The sequence below is a fragment of the Pseudovibrio sp. Tun.PSC04-5.I4 genome (assembly GCF_900104145.1).
In the GTDB taxonomy this organism is placed as follows: Bacteria; Pseudomonadota; Alphaproteobacteria; order Rhizobiales; family Stappiaceae; genus Pseudovibrio.
The window spans coordinates 3,659,686-3,680,625 of sequence record NZ_FNLB01000006.1 but is presented as its reverse complement, the minus strand read 5'-3'; the positions used below and the strand labels follow the sequence as shown (position 1 = coordinate 3,680,625).

The following is a 20,940-nucleotide window of genomic DNA, read 5'->3' as shown; positions in this document are numbered from 1 at the left end:
TTGCTTTTACTGCGTAAAGTGACTTGCCAGCTAGAATGCAAATCGCGAGAGACAACATAAGAAACCCCGGATCAGATTCCGGGGCATAGTTACAGGCCCTTATAGTCTCAAAGAAGGCGAATGACGAGTCATTCAAAGACATAAATGCTGTTTGTTTTAAGAGAAGTTCTCACTCCATTATTTAGTTCATTCAGATTGCTCGCATTTCGGGTGGCTGGCATGCTCAGGTCCATCTACTTTGCCTTCATCCAAATGAGGACATCGCACACTAAGGCGTTCCCTTCATTCATTTAACTCAGAAAATTGCAGGCATATTCTATGGCTTCACAACGCATGACACTCACAGCATGGTCACTCCTGATCTTTATAGCGGGGCTGTGGGGTGGTGCGTTTTTTCTGGGAAAAATCGCAGTCAGTGAGCTGCAACCCATAACGCTTGTCTACTTCCGCGTGACAATCGCAGCGATTACACTTTGGGTTTTCGTAGTGCTGACTAAAACCCAATTTCCACTCTCCTTAAAATGGGCCCTCAGATTTCTGGTTCTGGGCTCCATAAACAATATAGTACCGTTCACGCTGATCTTTTGGGGGCAGCAATACATTGCCTCCGGTCTTGCATCTATCCTCAACGCTTTCACACCAATTTTCACCATGCTCGTCATGCAGGTCCTTACCAAGGATGAAAAGCTCACCTCCGTGAAAATATTCGCGGGAGCATTGGGAGTTGTAGGCGTTGGAATATTGATAGGACAAGACGCATTGGCAGGAAGTGGAGAGACTGTTCTGCCTCAACTCGCAGTATTGGGCGCCGCTCTTTCCTACGCATTCGCTGGGTTTTATATCAGACGGTTTAAGGGTATTGCGCCCGCATCCATTGCCACAGGGCAGCTCACAGCATCCAGCCTCCTGTTGCTGCCGGTCATTATTCTCACTGTACCCCTAGAAAGCTTGGGTCAGGTCTCCGTTCACATCTGGGGCAGCGTTGGGACACTCGCTGTCTTCTGTACAGCGCTTGCCTACCTTGCCTTCTTCAAGCTTTATCAATTGGCAGGTGCAACCAACACATCCATGGTCACCTTCCTCATCCCAGTCAGCGCAATTCTACTCGGGACCATTTTTCTGGGTGAACGTCTGGAAGCAAACCATTGGGCCGGGATGGCGGCAATTGTTATCGCGCTCCTCCTGATGGATGGTCGCCTGACGACCAGACCAACACGCAAGCAGCAGCCGGTCTCATAAAGTTCACTTGCAATGCGTGTTTGGAGCTGACACAGAATATGTAAGTATTCTTACGGGATGATGGATCACCGTCATCCCTTTATTTTTCATTGAAAGACATAGTATGAAAGCCGAACAGACCTCACTATCAATTTGGGCAATGCTTTTCACCTGCGCCCTTCTTTGGGGGTCCAGCTTCACAATAACAAATCTGACAATTATTCATGTCACACCGGTTGTTCTTGTATTCATGCGGGTTTCACTCGCCGCAGTAATCCTGACGATTATCGGGATCTTTTTTCGTGTACCTCTTCCCAAAACACGACACGACCTCCTCTTGATTTCCCTTCTGGGTGTTCTGGCAACCGCCCTGCCCTTTTCTCTATTCTTCTGGGCGCAATTGCAAATCACCGGCTCGCTGGCGTCCATCCTCAACGCTACAGTGCCAATCTACACCGTCATTCTGGCCCAGTTCGTGATCCCGGATGAACGCATTACACTTGCCAAGTTGTTCGGCTGCATTATCGGTGCATTCGGTGTCGTGGTAACAATTGGCTTTACCAGCTTCAATGGAAGCACTGATCTGATTGTCCCACAGCTCGCCTGTCTTCTAGGCTCGCTTTCTTATGCATCGGCAAATATGCTGGCTCGGAAGCTCAGCCACATTCCGCCCATTACAATTACAGCAGGCCAAATGACAGCAGCCTCACTTGCTTTACTGCCGGTTTTGCCCTGGGTATTTGACTTGGGAGAAATCACAACTGCTCCTGTTGAGGTCTGGTATTACGTTGTCATTTTAGCGGTCTTCAACACCGCTTTACCGTTCCTGCTGTTCATCCACGTGATCAAGAATTCCAGCGCGACCACGGCTTCTCTAGTTGCCTTCCTTGTCCCAATCGCGGCAATCATAATCGGATCAACTTTCCTTGGCGAAACCCTCTCCCTCAATCAATGGGCGGGTATGGGCATCATCGCAACAGCGCTCTTTATTATCGATGGTAGGCTGAAGTTGAACATACTTCAGATGAAGAAAGCCAAGGAAAACACCGGATAAACAGACAAAAAAGGCGACCCGAAGGCCGCCTTTTTGATTTCAAATACACACAGCTACTATCCAGGAAAATGCAACAGTTTCACTTGCTTAACTTGCTGAATAGCCTCAACCTCTGCAATGGCCGTTTCTGGAAGCTTTCCGTCGATCTCAACAAGACAGATAGCTTCTTCACCTTCAACCTTACGACCCAGGTTAAACGTCGCAATGTTGATCTTCGCATCACCAAGGATAGACCCCAGCTGGCCAATAAAGCCCGGCTTATCTTCATTGGTTACGTAGAGCATGTTTTCACCAAGCTCCGCTTCCATGTTGATGCCTTTGATCTGGATGATACGCGGCTTGCCATCACCAAACACTGTACCAGCAACAGAGCGTTCCTGACGCTCAGTGATGATAGTCAGGCGAATGTAGTTTTCATAAGCGCCGTGTTGCTGACGACGAACGTCTTCAATAACAATGCCACGCTCTCTCGCAACTTCAGGAGCAGACACCATATTCACAGTCTGAAGCAAAGGACGTAAAACACCAGTCAACGCTGCCGCTGTCATCGCTTTAACGTTCATTTCAGCAACATGACCCTCGTATTCAATACGAACGCCTTTGATGCCTGTTTCCGTTGCCTGTCCTGCAAAAGAACCGAGCTGCTCAGCCAACTTCACAAACGGCGCAAGGCGCGGCGCTTCTTCAGCAGAGATAGATGGCATGTTGAGCGCATTGGTAACAGCGCCGTTGACCAGATAGTCAGACATCTGTTCAGCAACCTGAAGCGCAACATTTTCCTGAGCTTCTGCAGTAGATGCACCAAGATGAGGCGTACAAACGAGGTTCGGAGCACCAAACAGGATGTTTTCCTTGGCCGGCTCTTCCGTGAATACATCAACACCTGCACCAGCAACCTTACCGCTATCAAGCGCAACACGAAGAGCGTTCTCGTCGATGAGACCTCCACGCGCACAGTTGATCAGGTAAACACCGTCTTTCATGCTCTCAATTGCAGCAGCATCAATGATGTTACGTGTACGATCTGTCAGCGGAGTGTGCAGCGTAACAAAATCAGCCCGCTTGAAAAGCTCTTCCAGCTCAACTTTCTCAACGCCAAGATCAATCGCGCGTTCTTGGGACAGGAATGGATCGAAAGCAATAACCTTCATTTTCAAACCGATAGCACGATCAGCAACGATAGAACCAATATTGCCACACCCAACAAGGCCGAGTGTTTTGGAAGTCACTTCGTTCCCCATAAAGCGGGATTTTTCCCACTTGCCACCCTGCGTGGAAACATCAGCGGCTGGGATCTGGCGGGTTACTGCAAACATCATTGCGATGGCATGTTCGGCAGTTGTAATAGCATTACCGAACGGGGTGTTCATCACCACGATACCCTTGGCTGTTGCCGCAGGAATATCAACGTTGTCGACACCAATACCAGCGCGACCAATAACCTTCAGGTTAGTCGCAGCTGCAATAATCTTTTCAGTCGCTTTGGTTGCAGAGCGGATCGCGAGACCATCATACTGACCAATAATTTCAGCGAGCTTTTCTTTGTCCTTGCCAACATCTGGCAGAAAATCAACATCGCAACCACGATCTTTGAAGATCTGAACAGCAGCAGGAGAAAGTTTATCGGAAATGAGAACTTTAGGAGCCATCAGGCTAACCTTTCAAATCGATGAAGGTATCAACGGCACATGTATGGCCGGGAAATAGATACACTTCACTCGTCAGGTTAACCGGTCACATAAATGCGACCGGAACTATGTCATCTATTGGAAAGTATTGGTGTTACGCGGAAACAAGTTTCGCTTTTTGAGAAGCAAATGCGTAATCCAGCCAAGGAATGAGTGCTTCAACATTGGCAGTTTCAACCGTTGCACCACACCAAATCCGAAGACCAGAGGGAGCATCACGGTATGCACCGATGTCGAAAGCCACTTCTGCTTTGTCCAGAAGGGTCACGATCGCTTTTGCAAACGCTGCCTGAGCATCACCATCCAATGCCGTAATTTCAGGATCAACAATCTTCAAACACACAGAGGTGTTGGAACGAGTTGCAGGATCGACAGCGAGGAAATCAACCCACTCTGTTTTTTCCGCCCAATTGGTGATTGCAGCTGTATTTGCATCTGCACGCGCAACAAGTGCTTTCAGTCCACCCAGGTCTTTGGCCCAAGCCAACGCATCCAGATAATCTTCAACACAAAGCATGCTCGGCGTATTGATGGTTGCACCGCTAAAGATGCCATCAATCAACTTTCCGCCCTTGGTAAGACGGAAGATCTTTGGCATTGGCCATGCAGGAGTGTAACTCTCCAGCCGCTCAACAGCACGTGGCGACAAGATCAGCACGCCGTGAGCAGCTTCGCCGCCAAGAACCTTCTGCCAAGAGTAGGTCACAACATCCAGCTTGTCGAAATCAAGCTCCTGAGCAAAGGCTGCAGACGTCGCGTCGCAAATGGTCAGACCCTTGCGATCCGCAGGGATAAAGTCACCATTAGGAACGCGAACACCGGAAGTAGTACCATTCCAAGTGAAGACCACATCATGATCGAAATTAATGGAATTGAGGTCTGGCAAATCGCCATAATCAGCTTCAATCTTACGTGCATCCGCAAGTTTGAGCTGCTTCATAACATCAGAAACCCAACCGGAACCAAAGCTTTCCCAAGCAACCATGTCTACTGGGCGTTCGCCGAGCAGTGACCATAATGCCATTTCAACGGCACCGGTATCAGAAGCAGGAACAATTCCGATTTTGTAATCAGCAGGCACCTCGAGGACTTCACGAGTCAACTCGATAGCATCTTTCAGCTTAGTCTTACCGATTTTAGAACGGTGAGATCTGCCAAGCGGAGCATCCGCTAAAGCTGCAGGCGTCCAACCAGGACGCTTGGCACAAGGGCCCGAAGAAAAGTTCGGGTTTGCCGGTTTTGTGGCCGGCATAGTCATATTCGTCATTTTAGCTATCCTCACAGATAGGCGCCCCTCGTTGGGGAGGAGTGTCCCGCTGATGGGTCTATGCGAAACGACATATCGCGTCAATAAATGTTTTTGGAGGCAACAACAATCAAGCAGCTAAACGCTGCGTATGATTAGATATATTTTACAAATTCACCTCGTGGATAACCAATATTTCACGCAGGGTCACATCCAGCTCAAACAAAAAAGAGCCTGTCGAAGAACAGGCCCTTTCAAGATTGAGTCAACATGTAAACTGGAGACACTCCAGAATGTGACTAGTATTTCGTCATGATAGGTTCGTCATAGCCACCATATGAGGAGCCACCAAATTCATAACGCAAACCTACGCGCACTTCATGCGCAGCAAGGTCTTCATATTTAACCGAAACCATCTTGCCACCACCGCGATCAAACTTCTTGGTTTCCACTTCGCCAATGTCGAGATAGCGATAGCCCGCATCAATCTTCCAGTTTTCGTTAATGTCGTAGCCAACACCAGCCATCAATGCCCAGGACAAGTTCCATTTATTGCCGCCTGGATATTTGCCGTGACCCGTTGATGGATTTGCAAAATTACCACCATGGACGTTTACATAGGAAACACCCACGCCTGCGCCTAGATAAGGCATAAAACCGTTATAGTTACCTAAGTCTGCATAGGCATTAAACAAGATCGTCCACACGTCAATTTTGGAACGTTGAATCGCATAGCTACATGCACCACCACATGCAGATTTACCAAAAAAATCAGAGTCCCATTCATAGTCAACAGTTAAGTCTGTGCGAATAAAATCATTGAAACGGTACCCTACACCTGCACCTACGACACCAGTGCCGTCTAGCTTTTCGTCATAAAGCGACAACTCTTGTGTGAATACCTTCGGGTCACGATAAACCTTATAGCCAATATCACCACGGAGATACCAACCGCCCCCGATTTGCACTTGGGGAAGTTCTGGTTCTTCTACGAATACGGGTGCTGGCAGATCGGCCGCATAAGCAACACTAGTTGAAACCATTACAGCTGCGGTAAAAGACAGCAAATTACTAAAATACTTCATGCTTACGTCCTCTCAAACGGCACCTGTCTCACAGGACGGCAGCCCTTGAATAAACTCTAAGCATTTTCTACAGCGAAAGAATTACCCATAAATTAACCAGTATTATTAACCCTAATATTTATCCTTAACAAACAACTAACGTGTGTTTTACTCACACAAATACAAAGGTTAACTTACGTTTACTATATTCGTCAGAACAGCTCTAACAAAAAACGGCGAACGCTTTCCTGCGCCCGCCATCCAATTTAATTTATCTAAACAATTTCAGCTAGCTAGCGCCGCGGTCTTTACTGCATCAACAATGCTGTCCACGACATCTTGCAACAGAGCAGCGTCATCAGCTTCGCCCATAACGCGGATGAGTGGCTCTGTACCGGATGCACGAATGACAAGGCGTCCCTGTGTACCAAGTTTCTCTTCACCAGCCTTAATAGTCGCCTGGACAGCCTCATCTTCAAGCGGTTTACCGCTCGCATAACGCACATTCTTAAGAATCTGAGGAACAGGTTCGAATCGGTTACACACCTCTGAAACTGGCTTCTTGGTTTTTTGAACACACGCTAGGATCTGCAATGCAGCCACCAAGCCATCACCAGTCGTACCGAAGTCCGACATCACAATATGGCCAGACTGTTCGCCCCCCACATTGTAACCGTGCTCTCGCATACGTTCGACCACATACCGGTCACCGACCCTACTTCTTTCCAGAGAAAGGCCCAGCCCTGTCAGGTAGCGTTCCAGACCAAGATTGGACATCACAGTCGCCACAATGCCTGGTGCAGAGAGACGCCCCTCTTCCTGCCAGGATTGCGCGATGACAGCCATCAGCTGGTCTCCATCAACAACCTTACTGTTTTCATCAACGATGATCACACGGTCCGCATCCCCATCCAGAGCAATACCGATATCCGCGCGCACTTCATGAACCTTCCGCGCAAGCGCTTCAGGCGATGTGGAGCCACAGTCCTTGTTGATGTTAAACCCATTCGGGTCGACACCTAGCGGGAATACCTCAGCACCCAGCTCCCAAAGAATTTCCGGAGCAACCTTATACGCTGCACCATTTGCACAATCGATCACGATCCGCATACCGTTGAGGGACAAGTCACGCGGCAAAGTACGCTTGGCAAATTCAATATACCGATCTTTCATGCCGTCGATACGGGTCGCACGACCAAACGTATCCGGAGCAGAAAGGCTAGGGCTCATGTCACTATCGATCAGGCGCTCAATCTCAAGTTCAACTTCATCGGAGAGCTTGAAGCCATCTGGACCGAAGAACTTGATGCCGTTGTCCTGATACGGATTGTGGCTGGCAGAAATCATCACACCAATATCAGCGCGCAAAGAGCGGGTCAGCATCGCCACCGCCGGTGTTGGCATCGGGCCAAGCACAAACACATCCATACCCATCGCAGTGAAACCGGCGACCAGAGCATTTTCAATCATGTATCCGGAAAGACGGGTATCCTTACCAATAACAACACGGTGACGATATTTGCCGCGATGGAACACTACGCCAGCTGCCATTCCAACCTTAAGCGCAACTTCCGCTGTCATCGGCCACTTATTCGCAGTTCCGCGGATTCCGTCTGTGCCAAAATATTTTCGCGACATCTAATATTTCCCTGAATTCATAAAAGCTGAGAGCACCATCCTCAGGACGTTTAATAGGAATGGTGATACACGCTCGCCCCCATCCGGTCCCGTCAAATGATGTATCTAATTGTTACGAACCACCTAACAAATTGCCGCAGTCCCCTCAATACCAACCAAATGTGACGGCAACCAAATCGCTGGCTACAAACAACAAATGCCCGGCTTAATAGCCGGGCATTTCAACTTTATTAAACACACTCAACAAGGGCGATTATTAGCCTTGTGGTTGTGGGTTAAGTCCGTCTGGAGTTTCTCCGCCGTGTTTTTTGCCACCAGCAGATGGAACACCTGTTGAACGTGGTGTTGAAGAGCTGTCATCACCTGTATCGCGCACCGGCTGCTCACCATCGAGAATCTTACGGATTTCATCACCAGAGAGCGTTTCATATTCCAAAAGACCCTGAGCGATCAGATGAAGCTGATCTTCGTTTTCTCTCAGAAGTTTATTCGCAGTCTCATAACCCTGATTCACGAAGCTCTTGATTTCAGCATCAACCATTTTCTGAGTTTCGTCAGAAACATTCTGGCTCTTCGCCACAGAGTGACCGAGGAAAACCTCTTCCTGATTTTCGCCGTAAAGCAATGGACCGAGTTTATCGGACATGCCGAACTGTGTCGCCATAGCCTTCGCCAGCTTGGTTGCCATCTGGATATCACCAGACGCACCAGAGGTAACCTTTTCATAACCGAAGATCAGCTCTTCAGCCACACGGCCACCCATCGCAACAGCAAGGTCAGCTTTACATTTCGCACGGGTGAGAGAAACCTGATCTTTTTCCGGAAGACGCATCACCATACCAAGGGCACGGCCACGAGGAATAATGGTTGCCTTATGAACCGGATCGGAAGCAGGCATCAGCATTGCTATAAGAGCATGACCAGCTTCATGATAAGCGGTAAGCTTCTTTTCTTCTTCGGTCATGACCAGTGTACGACGTTCCGCACCCATCATCACCTTGTCTTTAGCATCTTCAAACTCGGCCATAGTGACCATACGTTTGGTGCGGCGTGCAGCAAGCAGCGCTGCCTCATTCACAAGGTTCATCAGGTCAGCACCGGAGAAGCCAGGTGTACCGCGCGCAAGTGTGTGCACGTTAACATCCGGAGCCAAAGGCACTTTACGAATGTGCACTTTGAGGATTTTCTCACGGCCTGTGATATCTGGAAGCGGCACAACGATCTGTCGGTCAAAACGGCCCGGACGCAGAAGCGCTGGATCAAGAACGTCAGGACGGTTAGTCGCTGCAATGATGATCACGCCTTCATTGGCTTCAAAGCCATCCATCTCAACAAGGAGCTGGTTGAGGGTCTGTTCGCGCTCATCATTGCCCCCACCAAGGCCTGCGCCACGGTGACGACCAACAGCATCAATCTCATCGATAAAGATGATACACGGTGAGTTCTTTTTCGCCTGCTCGAACATATCACGGACACGAGACGCACCAACACCAACAAACATCTCTACGAAGTCAGAACCGGAGATGGTGAAGAATGGAGCATTTGCTTCGCCAGCAACAGCACGTGCAGTAAGCGTCTTACCAGTACCTGGAGGGCCAACGAGCAGAACGCCACGCGGAATACGCGCACCAAGACGTTGGAATTTCTGCGGGTCTTGCAAGAACTCAACAATCTCTTGGAGATCTTCCTTGGCTTCATCAATACCAGCAACATCTTCAAAAGTGATGCGACCAGAAGACTCCGTCAAAAGCTTAGCTTTGGACTTACCAAAGCCCATAGCTTTCCCACCGCCGCCTTGCATCTGGCGCATGACGAAGATCCAGATACCAAGGATCAACAGCATCGGCAGCCAAGAAATCAAAGTTCCAAAGAGAGAGAAGTTTTCAGAAGGGGGTTTCGCGTTGATCAGAACACCTTTGCTCTGCAACACTTCAACGTATTTGGCATCCTTCGGCGCATAGGTCTGGAATGTCCCACCATTGCTATACTTGCCGGAGATCTGCTGCTCTTGAATCGTTACCTCACGAACATCACCTTGCTCGGCTTGGCTCACGAATTGCGAGTAAGCAATTTCATTGGTGTTGCTTCGTGATGTCGGGTTCTGAAAGAGCTGGAACAGCGCTATCAGCAACAGACCGATAATCACCCAGAGGGCAAAGTTCCGGAAATTGGTATTCATTTTGATCCCTTTACCGCAAGGTGGCGGCGATCTACGCACATGCCATTGACAAGATCATAGCCAGCTTTAACGAGCCTTTTATGTTTTCCTGAGAATGACATAGATTCTTTCTCAGTATTCTTAAGGCCAACGGAATTTAACCAGTTACCCCTGAAAATTCAGGATTGATGGCCGTTAACCCCGACAGTACCAGCCTAAGCGCTCAAATTGCATTCTTCTAAAGCATAAATGCATAGATTTAACAGAACGCCAGCAAAACTAAGAATTATTCAAAATGTTCTGCTCACTGGGATCATCGAAATTCCGTAGGTCTTCGGTTTCGCTTCTACATCAGCAGAAGCGCTACCACTCTTCTTCCAAGGCATGTAGGATACCCCGTCTGCAAAAACAATAAGCGGTGCAGTCAGAAATGCTGTTTTCAGCCAGTTTGCGGGAATTTCTCGGTCAAAATCTCCACAAAGCTCTTTTTGAACAGAAGTGATCCTGAACCGCTGACAGGAATGAGCCGCTTTATAACGCCACCGATTGTCCCAAACACCTTCATCTCCCGGATTCACATCTATCTCCGGCAAACCAATCCGGCCGGCCTCCCGAAAACAGAACCAGACTGAATCGCTGTGCGGTTTCGCAAGCGTAAAACGAACGCCCCCAAGAGTGGCTGCACGTGAACCTCCCTCAGCTTTCAGAACATCGTAAAGCCCCTCAAGCTTGGCAAGACGCGGCACATATGGGGCTCCGGAGATATGGCGCACAAGCCGCCCGACCAGCCGTAGTCCTATTTCATCAGGCACGTACTCCAAACAGGAGCTGTCGAACCGCACAGGTCCTGCACTATGGAAAGCGCAAGATTTCTCAGCGACCTCATCAACCCATTGGTCGATGGCATCAGCAGCCCGTGCCATCCGTCGCGCCGTATCGGCGAGCTTAGAAGATGTCAGACCAAGTTCATTCAATTCGCCTTGGGCTTTGCGGAACTTAACGCGGGTATATTTCTCATCATCATTCGATGGATCTTCAAACCACGGCACGTTTGCAGCATGAAGCGTCAACTTCAGCCGGGTCTTACTGATATCCAGCAAAGGACGGCATATATAAAAGCCATCCACCTCTCGCTGCTTGCGGATACCAGCAAGGCCATACACTCCACTCCCACGCGCAAGCCGGGTCAGGAATGTTTCCGCCTGATCTTCCAAATGATGCGCCAAAAACAACGCTTTACAACCTTGCGCTTCGGCAGCCTCCCGCAAAAGAGCATGCCGCGCCTCACGCGCTTCTGACTGAACATTGGAAGACGGCTTTTCACCCACCCATTGTAATGTCTGATGAAGCACTTCAAGGCGCGTGCAATATTGGGCAACACCAACAGCTTCCTGCGCAGCTTCAGTCCTCATCCCATGATCGACAGTAAAGGCATAGAGTTCAGGTGCAGATCGACCCCGCTCACGACACCACTGGTTCAGCAGGTAAAGCAGGGCCATAGAATCAGCACCGCCGGACACACCAATGGCGATCCGGCGGAAAGACTTATAGTCGCCAAAAAGCTCGGCGAGCTCGTCAGAGCTAAAGAGGGCAATTTGATTAGAGGCAGTTGTCACGTTTTTGTTGAACCTTGGCCTGTTCCAGCACTGCCGGTGCAGCAAACTGGAAGTTGGCGAGAAGTTGCTCGTAAGTTTCACAAGCAGCTGGGGCATTACCCATACCTGTAAGCGCAGTGCCCAACTTCAGCAAGCTCTCTGGAGCCAATTCACTCTCTGGAAAGTCGGTGTAGCTTTTTAGGAAGGCTTGTGCTGCTTTTTCATACTGGCGTTGCGCAAGCTTGCTTTCACCCAACCAGTATTGCGCATTGGCAGTCAACTCGTGGTCGGGGTACATGCCGAGGAACGTATCAAACCCTTCAGAAGCAGCAGGGTAATTACCGCTCACCATCAGGCCATAAATCGCGTTGTAATCTTTTTGCGGATCACCACTGATGATCTCCTGCACGTTACCGGAGAATTGCAGGGATCCTGCCGTTGCAACCCCGGCCGTTGTGGGAGCAGCATTTCCTCGTGCAATCTGAGAAAGATCCAACGGGCCGCTGTTAGTGCCCTGCGTTGGCGTATTCAGCGTTGAAAGCTGCTGCGTCCGGCCCGGTGTCACATTTGTCGATGGCTGCTGCAAGGTAGGAGCTGGAACAACACGTGGTTTTTGACCCGGAGTCTCAATCTGCTGAAGACGGTACTCAACATCTTCCTGAGAGCGGCGCAGCTGGTCTTCAGTCAATCGAAGTTTGTAATTGAGCTCTTCCACCTTCCCTGTAAGCAGACGGATCTGCTCCTCCAGTTGACCTAGGCGAGCTGTATTTTGTGCGGATTCATCATTTTTTGACGACCCGAAGAGCTGCGCAGACGCAGGTAAACTAGTAGAGGTTGCAATCGCAAGAACAATAAGGCTTGTTGCAATACGGCGGTAAAGAGCCATCAAATATCTCCTTGGACATCCTTCGGGTGTCAGGGCGAATTATTCCATTTAGTGGCAATAGGAAAAGACGAAAATAGGGCACACAACCAGTGTTTCGTTCCTATTTGCGGCTTCTCCCATGCTTATTGAGTGTGTCCAACTCTTCGATACGCTCACAGGCCGCAAAGAGCGGCACACCGTTTTACGGCGCATTCCCCAAAACACATTGATAATCCTTGCAAAGCAAGGAACCACCCTGAGGGAAATAAATGAAGAGCAGTTCACCCATTCTATCGAAAGAACTGCTCTTTTTGTTGTCCTACAAGTTCGCAGGAGTTTCAACAAGAAAGGTTCCTCCGAAGTGGAAGAACCTTTCTTTTAGGCTTCAGTCTCAAAACCAGTTACTGACCAGAAATTAAGGTCACAGCACGGCGGTTCTGGCTCCAACAAGAATTTGCATTACAAACAGCGATCGGCCGCTCTTTGCCGTAGGAGATTGTTTTGATGCGAGTTGGGCTAATGCCTTTCGCAACAAGGTATTCACGGACAGCAGAAGCACGACGGGCACCCAGCGCAATGTTGTACTGGCGAGTTCCACGTTCATCAGCGTGACCTTCGATTGTAATAGAGTATTTTCCGTAGCTTTGCAGCCATCGAGCCTGCTTGTCCAAAACCCCACGAGAAGCACCATCAATAGAGCTCTGGTTGTTGAGGAAGAATACACGATCCCCAACATTCACAACGAAGTCCTGACCGGAGCCAGCAACAACAGAACTATTGGCAGTAAGTTCAGGGCGTGTTTGCGAACAAGCTGCAGCAACGAGGCACACACCCACCACAGCGGCGAAACGCGCTCCGCGCGCGAACAGCGTCTTTGACATTTGTAGAATCTCCTGTCCCTCAAACCCCGAGGGTTAAAAAAACCCCTAGACCAACTTGGTTAAGGGTAACTTGAATTTAATGGTTAATGAAGTGCTAATGACCCCGATTTCCTGCTAGAAATCAGGGTCATTGCAATGAAGTTACTCAAGCAGAGGTGACCATGCGGGATCAGAAGCAAAGTTTGGCGTTTGTACCAACTGCTCATTATACCCAGTCAAATCCACAGTCCAGACCTGAGGCCCACCCGTTTCACCAGGGGTGTCTCGGAAGAAAGTCAGCACACGTCCATTGGGAGACCAAGCTGGTCCCTCGTTGTGATAGCCCTCAGTGAGGATACGCTCGCCCTTGCCATCAGGCCGCATCACGCCAATCATAAACCGGCCCTGATGCACCTTGGTAAAGGCAATCAAATCTCCGCGTGGAGACCAGACCGGCGTTGAATATTGTCCCGGTCCGAACGAAATACGGGTCGCATTGCTGCCATCAGCTCCCATCACATAAAGCTGCTGAGAACCGCCACGGTCACTTTCAAACACAATCTGACGACTGTCAGGGGAGAAAGACGGGCTGGTATCAATCGCTGCTGTGTTGGTCAGGCGCGTGGTCCGACGTGTCCGCACATCCATAAGATAAAGGTTTGCATTGCTGCCTTGCTGCAAACTCATGATGACCTTCTGGCCGTCAGGAGTGAAACGCGGCGCAAAGGTCATACCCGGGAAATTGCCAAGAACTTCGCGTTGTCCAGTTTCAATATTGAACAGATAAACCTGCGGATTTCCGCCCACATAAGACATGTAGGTCACTTCCTGAGAAACAGGAGAGAACCGAGGTGTCAGAACAAGATCATCGCCACGTGTCAAATACCGAACGTTAGCTCCATCCTGATCCATAATCGCAAGACGTTTCCGGCGGGCATCCTTCGGTCCGCTTTCGTCAATAAAGACAACGCGGGTATCAAAGTAGCCCTTTTCGCCGGTCAAACGCTGATAAATCGCATCAGAGATGATGTGAGCCAAACGGCGCCAGTTTTCAGGAGTGGTGAAGAACTGCTGCCCAATCAACTGTTGGCCGGCAAACACATCCCACAAACGAAATTCAGCACGGATCTGTCCGTTCGCCTGCTGCGCGATAGAACCAGTCACCAAAGCTTGCGAGCCAATGGTTCTCCAGTCGCCAAATCGCGGCATAGTGCCAACGTTCATCCCTTGCTGAATGTGGGCCGTAGGATCGATCGGTTTGAACAATCCAGAGCGCTTCAAATCAGCAGCAACAACAGATGAAATCTGCCCCGCAACATCTTCCTGCAAGCCGGAGCCAGCAAAGGGGGAAATTGCAACCGGCATAGGCTCAACATTACCCTGAGTGATATCGAGTTCAATCAGCGCAAAAGCAGGTTGAGAAATTATAGCAACAGCAAGGGCTCCAGCAACGACACGGCACGCACGGCACCACATCTGCTTGATCCCTATTGTACGCATTGGGTTAAGTCGTATCGCAAAGGACATCGACCTCAGCTCCTTTCAATCTCAATACCTAGTATCCAAGCATGTCGCGAGGATCAAAATTCAAGATAACGGTTTTCCAGGCATCGTATTTTGCAACTGGAAGAGAATACGGACCGCAGCGGAACACCGCGCGTTCTGCACTGCTGGCAGCTGCACGAAATGCCGGGTTATTGCTTGAGTTCAGAACTTGCGTCTGCCCCTCAACTTCACCAGTTCGGCTCAGATTGAATTGCAAACGGACTGTCAAATCTTGCGCACCAGCGGCACCCACCGGTGGGTTCCAGCACTGAGCAACCTGAGAACGAAGTGCATCCAGTTCAGACTGGCTCATCTTCACGTTGGTTTCTCCACGCTCAGACCCGAGCGAAACAGGTTTTGTGGACTTCGCAGTTCCACTCACCGCCGAATTGATTTTATTCAGGAAAGCCGTCCGGCTCTTGACTGGATCTTTTTTCGGCTCTTCTTTTTTCGGCTTTTTCGGACGAGCCGGAGCCTTTGGTTTGGTACGCGGACGAACCTTCACAAGCGGCTTTGGCTTTTCAGTCTTGTCAATTTCAGGCCCTAGCTCTGCAGTTTCAGAAGGCGCCTTTTCCTTTGGCGGCTCTTTTGGAGCAGGTTCAGATTCAGCAGGAGGTGGTGGTGGAGGCGGCGGCGGTGTATTTTCAGCCTGTCGCACTTCCTTTTTCGCGTCCTGAACCTTCTTCACTTCTTTCTTAGCTTCACCGGTCTTCTTTTCCGGCTCTGGCTTTTCTGCAGGCTTGGTTGTCGGTTTCAAAGCCGCTTCTTTGATTTCTTTCGCATCTTTGCTACCCAGCTGAAGCTTGGTCAGCTCGCTCACAGGAATCAGGTCCACAGGCAGTGAATCCACAGGCGCAGTGGTCAGTTCCTTGCCAAAGTTAAGCGAAAGCGCTCCGGCAACGAGGATGACGATGTGTACAACTAGCGATGCGATAAGACCTGCACGCATTCCCGGTTAACCCTGCTCCTCGAGAGTAACGAGCCCAATGCGCTTGTATCCAGCAGCATTGATCTGGCCCATAACTTTCATAATGATCCCATAATCAGCATCCTGATCTCCGCGCACGTAAATGCGCTCGTCGTAGCCATTTTCTGCAATAGCACCGAGTTTTGCGATCAGTTCATCAACGGCGATCTCAGTATCCTGAATGTACACCTTGCCGTCGGATTTTACGGAAATCGCTATCGGCTCAGTGTCGCCCTCCATCGCTTTCGCGCGGGTTTCAGGCAAATCAATAGGAACGCCAACGGTTAGCAAAGGAGCTGCCACCATAAAGATGATCAGCAACACCAGCATCACATCCACCATCGGTGTCACGTTGATTTCGCTCATTGGGGCGTGTGACTGCCTGCGACGACCACGTCTGCCGCCTGAGCGTCCACCTCCACCAGCTGCTCCACTGCTCATGCCCATGGTTTATCCTCGCTCATCAATTCGGCGGGAAAGGATGGCAGAAAATTCATCCGCAAAACCCTCCATCCGAGCCGTAAGCTTACCGGAGTCACTCTGCAGTTTATTGTAGGCGATAACCGCTGGAATAGCCGCGATAAGACCAAGCCCCGTTGCAAACAGTGCCTCTGCAATGCCCGGAGCAACAACAGCAAGACTGGTGTTCTTGGAAGCTGCAATGGAGGTAAAGGCATTCATGATGCCCCAAACAGTCCCAAACAAACCGATAAACGGAGCCGCACTCCCAATGGTCGCGAGGAACAAAAGGCGCTTTTCCAATCGCTCAACTTCGCGCGAAATTGTCAGGTCCATGACCCGGTCAATACGCTGCTGAAGGCTGGCAATGGCTGGACGGTCCCCTTCATGAGAGCGTTTCCACTCTCGCATCGCCGCAACAAACAAAGCAGACATGCCGTTGTTCGCACGAGAGGAGAGGGATTTGTAAAGCTCTTCCAAAGACTGGCCGGACCAGAACGCATTCTCAAACCGACTCATCTGACGGCGAGACCGCATGTAAAGGACGATCTTGTCAAAGATGATCGCCCAACTCCAAACCGAAGCACCCATCAGACCGATCATCACGACTTTTACAACGATATCCGCTTCCATAAAAAGCGAAATATAGGACAAACCAGAGCCTGGTGCGGCTCCCAATTCTACTGATTGCACGCCTTGGGCGACTGCTGCCATTGGCAAAGTGCTTGCCAGCGCTGCACTCATGGCCACAACGAGTTTCATTACCTTAGAGTTCATGTAGTAAGGACCTCTTGCCCTGATAACCCAAAGACCAGCTCATGGTAGAACCCCTGCCACGAACACAACCGATCTATTAAACATTTAGCAGCCTTCCTGCCTGTCGAATTAGGCGAAACTTCGACTGCGACCAGCATTGAAGGCATAAATGAAAAGACATGTTTAAGGTTACTGAAGGATTAAAAGGCTCGGGGTCCCGTTTACATTGAATGGATATTAGTGAATTTTGGCGAGGTTTTACTGGGGGTCTTCCCCATACATCTGCGCCATAAGAGCCTTAGGAAGTCTGCGCGGTTTGCCTTCTGCCGAGATGGCAACAACCGTCACTTTCGCAGCAATTAAAACTTCAGCACCACGCAAAACTCGCTGCTCAATTATCAACCGCACACCCTTGCACTCAGTAATATCCGTATGAACTTCAAGCACATCGTCGATTCGCGCAGGCTTTAAAAAGTCGATATCCATATGCCGAACAGCAAATGCAAGACGTTCTCCGTACTTACCAGAGTCAAACTCGTGGTGATGCACCCCGCGCATCCGCAGCACTTCTGTCCGCCCGCGTTCCATAAATTTCAGATAGGACGCGTGATAGACAACGCCAGAAAAATCCGTGTCCTCATAATAAACACGCACCGGCAAAATGTGCTGCCGGCCAACAATACGGCCAGACAGATCGGGCCAATTTTTCTCATTATTTATTTTGTTCATCGCTTCAGATCATTCTTCATCGTGTTGAAAAAGGGCCATCTGAGGTGCATTAGGGTTATTCGGCACAGCCAAACCAAGGTGTTTGAAGGCAACAGGCGTCAGGATTCGCCCACGCGGAGTGCGTTGCAGGTAGCCGTTCTGAATCAGATACGGCTCCACAATCTCTTCAATGGCATCTCGGGGTTCAGAAAGCGCTGCTGCGATGGTTTCAATCCCGACAGGGCCGCCGCCAAAGTTCAGAGCAATCTGCGTCAGATAGCGCCGATCAAGACTATCGAATCCGGCGCTGTCTACTTCCAGCTGCCGCAAAGCCCGGTCGGCAAGAGCAGTATCGATCTCTGCATCACCCGCCACAATCGCAAAATCACGCACACGGCGCAATAAACGTCCGGCGATACGCGGTGTCCCACGAGACCGTTTTGCGATTTCAGTAGCGCCCGCATCACTTATACCAACGCCCAGCAGCCGCGCCCCGCGTTTTACAATCAGCTCTAATTCCGCAGCCGTATAAAACTCCAGCCGAACCGGAATACCAAAGCGATCACGCAGCGGTGTAGTCAACAAGCCTATACGGGTGGTCGCAGCAATCAACGTAAACTTCGCCAGATCAATCTTCACAGATCGCGCAGCAGGCCCCTCCCCGATGATCAGATCAAGCTGATAATCTTCCATGGCGGGATAGAGAATTTCTTCAACAGCTGGATTGAGGCGGTGGATCTCATCGATAAACAGAACATCCCGGTCCTCAAGATTGGTCAGCAACGCAGCAAGGTCACCTGCTTTTGCAATCACCGGACCAGACGTTGCGCGGAAATTCACGCCAAGTTCACGGGCCATAATCTGTGCAAGTGTCGTCTTGCCAAGGCCGGGAGGACCAACAAACAACACATGGTCCAGTGCTTCACCCCGCGCTTTCGCCGCTCCAATGAAAACCTTCAGGTTCTCACGAGCCTGCGCTTGCCCGGTAAACTCATCCAATGTTTGCGGGCGTGTGCCACTGTCAATCTCATCACCCCGAATTTCCGGTGTGATGATACGTTCCTCGCCCGTGTCCATTACATAAGTTCCTTAAGGCCAAGGCGAATTAGTTTTTCCGCTGGAGCATCCTCGCCCGCGCTCTTCATTGCCGCTGCGATGGCAGCCGCAGCCTGTGCTGGTTGATACCCAAGATTGGACAGAGCAGACACCGCATCAGAAACCGAACGTGCCGCTGCATTTTCCTGCACAGACTGGGAAACTGCGATTGTGTCCCCCTCAACAGATGCAAACGCGGGTGCTTTGGATTTCAGCTCAGAAACAATTCGCTCTGCAACACGTTTGCCAACACCGGGAGCACGTGTCACAGCGGTTTTGTCGCCCAGCGCAATGGCATTTGCCACTTCAGAGGCTTTCATAATACCAAGAATGCCCAGAGCAACCTTCGCACCAACACCCTGTACAGTCATCAACAGGCGGAACCATTCACGCTCAGAATCCTCGGAAAAACCGAAGAGCCTGATCATGTCCTCACGCACCATCGTCTCAATGGCAAGCACGGCCGCTTCCCCAACGCGAGGCAACTGCTGCAACACCCGTGATGGGCAATGAACCTGATAACAAACACCCTGCACATCCAACAGCACGAAGTCATCTCCGTAACTATCGACAACACCTTTGAGTTTCCCGATCATTTCAAACGAGCCTCCGCTGCGGCCAGACGGCCTGTTATACTGCCCCTATGGTGGCTGTGACAAATTCCAATAGCCAATGCATCCGCAGCATCATCAGAATTAAACGTCGCCTTGGGCATCAACACCTTTACCATCATGCGAATCTGATCTTTATCAGCATGTCCGGTGCCAACAACAGTTTTCTTCACAAGGTTCGGTGCGTACTCAGAAACAACCAGATTATGCAGGGATGGCACAAGAAGAGCGATACCCCTCGCCTGTCCCAGCTTAAGCGTAGCGCCTGCATCCTTGTTCACAAACGTATTCTCAACAGCAGCCTCTGTCGGATCATAACGCTCAATCACATCTTGCAAGCCAACATACAGCTGCTTGAGTCGCTCTGCGAGAGAGTACTTACTGTTGGACTGTATCGTCCCACTTGCAATAAAGCTGATGCGATTGCCTTTGGCATCAATAATGCCCCAGCCAGTGTTCCTGAGACCGGGGTCAACGCCCATGATTCGAATTGAATGATCCATAGAACAAACCGGTAACGAAAAATCTTCAAGGGCGCTAGCCGGTAACGAAAACCAATCGCTTAATCCGCCAGAATTCGGGAGTAATCCACTCGTTCCTGCGTAGTCCGCAGGTCAGGACCCTCCATGATTGAACTATTCTCCATCCACTCTCCTCAACAGTTGGCACTGGTTGCTGTAGCGATTTTTCTGGCTGGGTTGATGCGAGGATTTGCAGGATTCGGCTCTGGCATGGTGTGGATTCCACTCGCCGCTTTTGTAATCGGCCCCAAACTGGCCGCTGCTACGCTTTTGATTCTGGATACCATTGTGGCTCTGCCGCTGGTCTTCCCGGCTGCAAAGATATGCCGCTGGAAAAGTGTTGTCCCCGCAGCTACAGGCGCTGTTCTGGCGGTCCCAGCCGGTGCATGGATATTGGCCAACGCGCCAGCACTGGCATTGCACTGGGCAATAACCGGTGTTGTGCTCACCCTGTTGGCGATCCTGCTCTCGAATTGGACGTACCCCAACGAACCAGGCCCTTCCCTCAACATTGGAGTTGGCACCATATCAGGACTACTTGGCGGTTTTAGCCAGATGCCAGCCATCCCCATCTATACGCTCTGGGCAACAGGCCCACAGCCTCACCTCATCATACGTGCAAACATGATCGTGTTTATTGCCCTCGCAGATGTCTCCGCCTACGCTTCCTATGCTTACAATGGCCTGTTCACCAAAGCACTCATCCCGATTCTAATCATCACAGCTCCAATCTACCTGGGGTGTCTATTATTCGGAGCCAAAGTTTCCGGCAAAGCACCGCCTCATTATTTCAAGTGGGCTGCAAAAGTCATTATTTTCCTCGCCGTGATCATTTCCCTGCCGATTTTCCATAATCTCTAGAGCGTACCCCTAAGTCACTCGGCAACAGATC

Annotated in this window: 19 protein-coding genes; 3 read left to right on the top strand and 16 right to left on the bottom strand. The window is 50.2% G+C overall.

The annotated features are described in order from the left end of the window. Positions 1–318 precede the first annotated feature (318 nt). Together BLS62_RS22425 and BLS62_RS22420 are read left to right on the top strand one after the other, a co-directional pair. Positions 319–1,239: a DMT family transporter gene (locus tag BLS62_RS22425; protein WP_208991036.1), complete on the top strand. Its 921-nt coding sequence runs from the start codon at positions 319–321 to the stop codon at positions 1,237–1,239. 103 nt (positions 1,240–1,342) lie between these two features. Further along, entirely contained in the window at positions 1,343–2,272 is a 930-nt protein-coding gene (locus BLS62_RS22420; RefSeq protein ID WP_093186339.1) for a DMT family transporter, read from the top strand. Between the two features lie 56 nt (positions 2,273–2,328). On the opposite strand, the gene serA is transcribed toward BLS62_RS22420, so the two are convergent. From serA to ruvC, 16 genes are all read right to left on the bottom strand, one after another. Then, positions 2,329–3,921 (bottom strand): phosphoglycerate dehydrogenase, encoded by a 1,593-nt coding sequence (gene serA, locus BLS62_RS22415; protein ID WP_093186336.1) that lies wholly within the window; start codon positions 3,919–3,921, stop codon positions 2,329–2,331. A 133-nt stretch (positions 3,922–4,054) separates the two neighbouring features. After that, positions 4,055–5,227 (bottom strand): phosphoserine transaminase, encoded by a 1,173-nt coding sequence (locus BLS62_RS22410; protein ID WP_093186333.1) that lies wholly within the window; start codon positions 5,225–5,227, stop codon positions 4,055–4,057. A 278-nt stretch (positions 5,228–5,505) separates the two neighbouring features. Beyond that, on the bottom strand, positions 5,506–6,291 hold the full coding sequence (locus tag BLS62_RS22405) for an outer membrane protein (RefSeq protein ID WP_093186329.1): 786 nt from the start codon (positions 6,289–6,291) through the stop codon (positions 5,506–5,508). Positions 6,292–6,555: 264 nt separating this feature from the next. Further along, the gene (gene glmM, locus BLS62_RS22400) at positions 6,556–7,908 is read right to left on the bottom strand and encodes a phosphoglucosamine mutase (protein WP_093186325.1); all 1,353 of its coding nucleotides are present in this window, start codon (positions 7,906–7,908) and stop codon (positions 6,556–6,558) included. Between the two features lie 256 nt (positions 7,909–8,164). Beyond that, positions 8,165–10,087 (bottom strand): ATP-dependent zinc metalloprotease FtsH, encoded by a 1,923-nt coding sequence (gene ftsH / locus BLS62_RS22395; RefSeq protein WP_093186320.1) that lies wholly within the window; start codon positions 10,085–10,087, stop codon positions 8,165–8,167. Between the two features lie 269 nt (positions 10,088–10,356). Further along, positions 10,357–11,682, bottom strand: a complete 1,326-nt coding sequence (gene tilS, locus BLS62_RS22390; protein WP_159436561.1) for a tRNA lysidine(34) synthetase TilS — start codon at positions 11,680–11,682, stop codon at positions 10,357–10,359. Next, on the bottom strand, positions 11,666–12,547 hold the full coding sequence (ybgF, locus tag BLS62_RS22385; protein ID WP_093186313.1) for a tol-pal system protein YbgF: 882 nt from the start codon (positions 12,545–12,547) through the stop codon (positions 11,666–11,668). Before ybgF ends, tilS begins: the two co-directional genes overlap by 17 nt. A gap of 380 nt (positions 12,548–12,927) precedes the next feature. Then, positions 12,928–13,407: a peptidoglycan-associated lipoprotein Pal gene (gene pal, locus BLS62_RS22375; protein WP_093186305.1), complete on the bottom strand. Its 480-nt coding sequence runs from the start codon at positions 13,405–13,407 to the stop codon at positions 12,928–12,930. A 141-nt stretch (positions 13,408–13,548) separates the two neighbouring features. Further along, positions 13,549–14,862 (bottom strand): Tol-Pal system beta propeller repeat protein TolB, encoded by a 1,314-nt coding sequence (gene tolB / locus BLS62_RS22370; RefSeq protein WP_208991236.1) that lies wholly within the window; start codon positions 14,860–14,862, stop codon positions 13,549–13,551. Positions 14,863–14,941: 79 nt separating this feature from the next. Then, positions 14,942–15,880 carry a cell envelope biogenesis protein TolA gene (locus BLS62_RS22365; RefSeq protein ID WP_093186297.1) on the bottom strand — a complete coding sequence of 313 codons (939 nt, stop codon included), beginning with the start codon at positions 15,878–15,880 and terminating at the stop codon, positions 14,942–14,944. A 6-nt stretch (positions 15,881–15,886) separates the two neighbouring features. Next, positions 15,887–16,345: a protein TolR gene (gene tolR / locus BLS62_RS22360; RefSeq protein ID WP_093186293.1), complete on the bottom strand. Its 459-nt coding sequence runs from the start codon at positions 16,343–16,345 to the stop codon at positions 15,887–15,889. A gap of 3 nt (positions 16,346–16,348) precedes the next feature. After that, complete coding sequence (tolQ, locus tag BLS62_RS22355) at positions 16,349–17,134, bottom strand: protein TolQ (protein WP_093186288.1); 786 nt, start codon at positions 17,132–17,134, stop codon at positions 16,349–16,351. 237 nt (positions 17,135–17,371) lie between these two features. After that, entirely contained in the window at positions 17,372–17,842 is a 471-nt protein-coding gene (gene ybgC, locus BLS62_RS22350; protein WP_093186283.1) for a tol-pal system-associated acyl-CoA thioesterase, read from the bottom strand. A 9-nt stretch (positions 17,843–17,851) separates the two neighbouring features. Continuing rightward, a complete protein-coding gene (gene ruvB, locus BLS62_RS22345) occupies positions 17,852–18,898 on the bottom strand; it encodes a Holliday junction branch migration DNA helicase RuvB (protein ID WP_093186279.1) in 1,047 nt (348 codons plus the stop codon). Further along, positions 18,898–19,512, bottom strand: coding sequence for a Holliday junction branch migration protein RuvA (gene ruvA / locus BLS62_RS22340; RefSeq protein WP_093186276.1), 615 nt, complete (start codon positions 19,510–19,512; stop codon positions 18,898–18,900). Before ruvA ends, ruvB begins: the two co-directional genes overlap by 1 nt. Next, entirely contained in the window at positions 19,509–20,030 is a 522-nt protein-coding gene (gene ruvC, locus BLS62_RS22335) for a crossover junction endodeoxyribonuclease RuvC (RefSeq protein ID WP_093186271.1), read from the bottom strand. The genes ruvA and ruvC overlap by 4 nt, the downstream gene beginning before the upstream one ends. Positions 20,031–20,153: 123 nt before the next feature. Between ruvC and BLS62_RS22330 the strand changes: the two genes are divergently transcribed. Further along, on the top strand, positions 20,154–20,909 hold the full coding sequence (locus BLS62_RS22330; protein ID WP_093186266.1) for a sulfite exporter TauE/SafE family protein: 756 nt from the start codon (positions 20,154–20,156) through the stop codon (positions 20,907–20,909). Positions 20,910–20,940: the final 31 nt, after the last annotated feature.